A 5,004-nucleotide genomic window follows, 5' to 3' on the forward strand; every position below is an offset into this window, starting at 1 on the left:
CTAGCGTGAGTTTATTAAGCACATGGGCATAAACGTGTATAACATAACGAAAATATAAGCATAAATAGGCAGATTATTTGTATACACTGAAAGGTATTTTGGTTCTCAATTTCATTTCCGTTAAATTCATGCCCCTGGCAAGTTCGTAGATATCAGGGTCCATTTCTTCAAACCTATAGTGGGCTTTATATCGCCCCTTTGTTTTTTCTCGTGGACTCTCAATAAATGTTGCAAGCCGGATAGCAGAAAGTTTTTCTAACAAAGTATGCGATGAACCCTGGAAACCGACTTTTTCTTTTGCCCTCTTATAGGCTATCATAACCATAAGGAAAGCAAGAAGACAAGTAAATCCATGAACCTCTATTTTTTGGTCTGTCCAGTGATATTGTGGTCTTACTGCTAAATGGAAAGGATTTTTCATTTTTTTAATAGCATTCTCCACATTTGATTGTCCCCAATAAGCCAGGATAATCTCTTCGGTGGTCCACTGATGGCGGTTTGTTATTACAATTCTTCTTCCCAACCATTGTTCTTTTATAATATTGAACTGTTCTTTATTTACCCAAAACTTAAGGTCAAAGGCATCTTCTGCAATATGATTGAGTTCCCAACCGATAATGTCTTCATTGCTCAAAGAACTTATCATGGATGATATTTTCTTTTTTAAATCATCCATTGTTCTTTTTTTGCCCCTTTTGGTGGGAATCTCAATTTTTTCTTTTAATTCACTGAGTTTGTTGAATAGTTTCTTTATGTTCTGCTCGATGCCCCTGATTTGTCCTTTGAGAAGCTTTTCCGAAATATATACGACTGCTGAAAGATCCAGTCCCCATATCTCCTTGCGGGTGCGATAACACAATACATCCTTTCCGTTTATCGAAACGCTTTTCATTGAATTATTGGCCTCTTTTATTAAGTCCTTATGATGATATGGAGACAATGCCCCGACAAAGTGTATCTGACCGGTTACTTCCTTCAGCATTTTTTTGGAGTTATTACCCTGATCAAACACAAGTGTTATCTCTTCCAACGAACCACAAATGGCCTTAAACCGATTCAAAATATCGGTAAATTTTTCCTTGAAAACCGTCTTGTCCTGTAGGTTGCCCTGATAAACCTTGTGCAATATGGGAATCTGATCCTGACGGGAAACAAGAAGCAACAGACCAAACTGTCTCAGATCCATCCTCTTTTGTTTGTTCTTTCCCCTCTGAGCAATAGTACACCTATGATTTGCAGAATCGATATAAGTGAAAAAGTTGGTGGTGTCACACAGCAAAACATCCAGTGAAATCTTCTCTTTTTCCATCAAACTTGCAACAATATCTTGCTCTATGAGCGGAATAACATCGGTGGGCAGGGCTTCCATCTGATCCCAAAAATGCTGGCTGTCCAGTTTGCTCAAAGACATTCGAAGAAGATAGGAGAGGCTTGTGTGTCTGGCCCATCCTTCATGCCAGTTGCGTTTGCTTGTCGGCTGGCAGACCCTTCCAATGGCAGCCAATAATAACGATCCGCCAACAGTGAAACCATCCCTGAAAGGTTTGGCCTTTAAATGTTTATTGATTGTTTCTACAATTTTAAACTCCTCGACAATGTCCAACATAACAGCGACGGCGCCATGGCTATAGCTTCGCACTTTCTTTGGAACACCTTCTTGCAACCTCTTCAAGAGCGTATCGGCAGTGCCAAGATACTCCAAAATAATGGGGCGTGGCTTGCCATTGACTCTGCGAGACTCAACAATGCTCCAATATGTTTTCCCTCTGGATTTCCTCTTTTGTATAGTCGCCATATTGGTGTATACATTACATGCTACCACCTCATTTTGTCAAGTATTATTTTCACATTATTCTACTTTATATTTATATTCTACAGCGGTTAGAAGCAATATGCTCATTGCCTATTCGACGATAACCATATCATTATTGATACACATTATCAGTGTATACATTTTCTGGGAACTTGCGGTTGTCGTAACACATGAATATTATTGAGCAAATGTGGATGGGTAGGTCTGTTGGGGCTATTTTCGTAATAAACTCACGCTAGAGAAGAATTTTTCAAGAGCTTGGAAAAAGAGTTAAAGGTCATCTTCCAAGAACACGGGCAAATATCCCAAGCGTTCTCATTATGTGAAAAGGTTCTTAACAGATATGGGAGTCCGTCCCGGGAGATCCGGCTGATCAGAATCGATAATAGAGGAACAAGTCGCTGTGCATGGGAAGGGTGTAATAATGTTACGCCGAGAAGAGAGAACGCCCTAAGAAATGCAATCGCACAGCAGATATATACTGTCTTTCAGTCTGAACTTAGAAATAATGGCTCCAGACTTAGTGTTGTGGACATAGCCATCGATGACCTCAGCATGCTCGGCAAACGTCTTCGCGGAGCTTCGGGTGATGACATCCAGAAAGAAAAAAAGGTTCTCAGAAAAAAGTCTCGCATTATACTAAAAGACCTCAAGGGACTTCTCTACAAACCGGACGTGGGTGATCTTGATCGTGATAAGGCATGGAAATATATTGAAACGGGTGTCCTGAACATCATGGAGAAAAGTGGTGGCAGAAATCGCTACTGCCGTGAACACAGTTCCATGTATATCAAAACAATTTTGGCAGGAAAGCCCGTTCCATTCAAACGAACAATATCAGAGTCGGACATTACATCAAGAAGAGAGCAGATCGCCTACCAGAAAATATGGCGCTATATTGAGGCGCGGATACTTCCACTTGTTCCCGAAGGAATCGACAGGATTGTCGTTGAACGTAACGCATTTGACCTGTTGGCGGGAAGCAGGAAAAATATACAGGGAGCCTCTGATAAATTCATAGAAGACATGTACCAGCAAGGCCCCATGTACGGTTTCAGAAACGTGTCCGAAATGCTGAAAGAGGAATTTGGTGGTTTGTGTGCTTACTGCGGTCGTGAATCTCAAAAATTGTTAGACCGCGATCATGTACTGCCCCGTGCAGATTTCTTCTTTGACGGCTATCTCAACATCCTTCCTGCATGCCCCCAGTGCAATTCTGCCTTGAAGGGTAAGCGAAGCTTATCAGCAATGTCCTTGACAATCAGTCCCAAGGCATATGAAGCGTACACACAGTACCTGAAGAAAAAGTTCAGGAACCGGCCTCTTCACTATTTCCATACCGTAAAAAAAGGAATCTTAAGCCTGATGCAGGACCCTCAGCGATTATGGGAGGCAGAACAATGTCTTCGCCTCATAGCAAACCAGTATGCCAGGATCGTTCAGACACAGCGCAGTCCACGGCCCTTTGCGAGATACCTCAACCTTAAACTTTCAAGGAAACAGGGTCAAGTTCCAGAAATCAGATTCAGGAGTGGACGGCATACGGCACTTTACAGAAACGTAGCCTATCCAGACTTCAGCAAGTGGACCGAAAAGAAAGAGGGCAATGTGATAAACCATGCACTTGACGCGGTTCTTCTGGCGTCAGATCTTCCGGATCCATATCCCCTTGAATCTTTGAACCTGTCTCTCTATCACATTCGGGGCTGGAAAGACGCCGTTCGGACAAAAGCACCAAAGGCATGTAAAGAAGGTATTCCCATGGTTCCCCGTTACGACTTTTTTGTGAAAGGTTTTGAAGATGTTGATTCGCTTGGATATGTGACAGTTGATACCACCTGCATGAACTGGAACCAGAAGGACAGCATGACGCATAAACAGGATCCTTACGGAGGTTCGGAGTCACAACCGACAAAGCGAACCGCAGCTGCAGATCTATACACAACGCTCAAACAAGAAACCAGTGAAACAAAAATAAGAAGTTTGGTTGAGAGGATCCACCATCATTCACTCAAGAAAATGATTACAGAAAGAATCGATACCGAAAAGCCTGGCACGACGGCAGCGGAGGGATTGAAAAAGTGGATTCGCCAATCGGTCAAAAACAGCGTTAAAAATTCCAGATTTTCGAATCATCCGGGGGATCAGGCTAGAAAGGCGGAACTCGAGAACTTTGCATACAATGAGGGTTCTTCCATTCCGTCCGTCATAGGGGTAAAGATGTTCGATACCGGTGTAAGGAATGTGGTAAATCTGGCAAGGATCGACAAACAGACCAGTGGGATCGGCCATCGATACATGACATTTCCTGCCAATAAAGGTGTCATATTGGCATACCCAAAGGATGACTCCGGAAACCCAGATCTCACAAAACCCCGTGTTGCGCACGTAAAGCAGAGCTATGCGGTCAGAACGGAAGGAACAAGCGAATTTAAGCCGGTACCTCCTGAACTTTCAGATGGCATCGTTATCGGGAAAAGAAATAAAGGTATTGGTGAATGGAAGAAAGATTTAGAAGTATATTTGTCGTCTTGTGATTTTCACAGCTATGTGTTCCTGACGGCAGGATGTGTTCTCTGTTACAGCGACGGGAAGAATCAATTCTTGAGGAATTTTAAGAAAGGCAAAGATTTTAAGAAAGAAATACTTAAAGATGTGGTTGGAATCCGCAGAACGCCATTCGTCCGGCAGGTCACACCGTTAAAATATTTGTCCTGACTTGTGACGAATGATATTTATTTCATGTTCTTTGGCAATCAGAATCGGTTATCAGTTCCGGTTGAAAAGAGCATCTGTCGGTTGGGTGTACTCCGGAATAGGGCAGTTCCGGCTCTTGCTGTTTCCTTGGCATGTTTTCATGCTCTGGATACAAACCTTTCCGACACGTCGCAAGACAAGATGTGAGCCTATACAAAAAAACGTTATCATGTTTAATTGGGTTATGAGTTTAGCGTAAAAAGATATCAAACTGATTTACAGCAGTCATTATGACAAAATTAAGGAACTATTTGCTGATATGCCAAAGTTTTAATCAAACTGATTTACAGCAGCCAGTTGACTCATAATAAAATGTTACCGAAGGGGGAGAGATTTTAGGTTACGTTGCCTCATAAAAGATGTTACCCGGGTTTGTTGTTTATGGAGAAGATTTTTTTCATTTTCTTGTCCATGGTTTTTCTTAGCAGAAAAGG

At 42.2% G+C, this 5,004-nt stretch carries 2 protein-coding genes; one reads left to right on the plus strand and one right to left on the minus strand.

Annotated elements, in window-relative coordinates:
* Nucleotides 1-73 precede the first annotated feature (73 nt).
* On the minus strand, nt 74-1,795 hold the full coding sequence (locus Q7J27_02215) for an IS1634 family transposase (protein ID MDO9527955.1): 1,722 nt from the start codon (nt 1,793-1,795) through the stop codon (nt 74-76).
* Between the two features lie 276 nt (nt 1,796-2,071).
* Between Q7J27_02215 and Q7J27_02220 the strand changes: the two genes are divergently transcribed.
* Nucleotides 2,072-4,531: an HNH endonuclease gene (locus tag Q7J27_02220; GenBank protein ID MDO9527956.1), complete on the plus strand. Its 2,460-nt coding sequence runs from the start codon at nt 2,072-2,074 to the stop codon at nt 4,529-4,531.
* Nucleotides 4,532-5,004: the final 473 nt, after the last annotated feature.

The sequence above is a fragment of the Syntrophales bacterium genome (assembly GCA_030655775.1).
Taxonomy (GTDB): Bacteria; Desulfobacterota; Syntrophia; order Syntrophales; family JADFWA01; genus JAUSPI01.

Coding starts and splice junctions, on each gene's coding strand:
- Q7J27_02215 (MDO9527955.1), bottom strand. CDS start 1,795: ATGGCGACTATACAAAAGAGGAAATCCAGAGGGAAAACATATTGGAGC.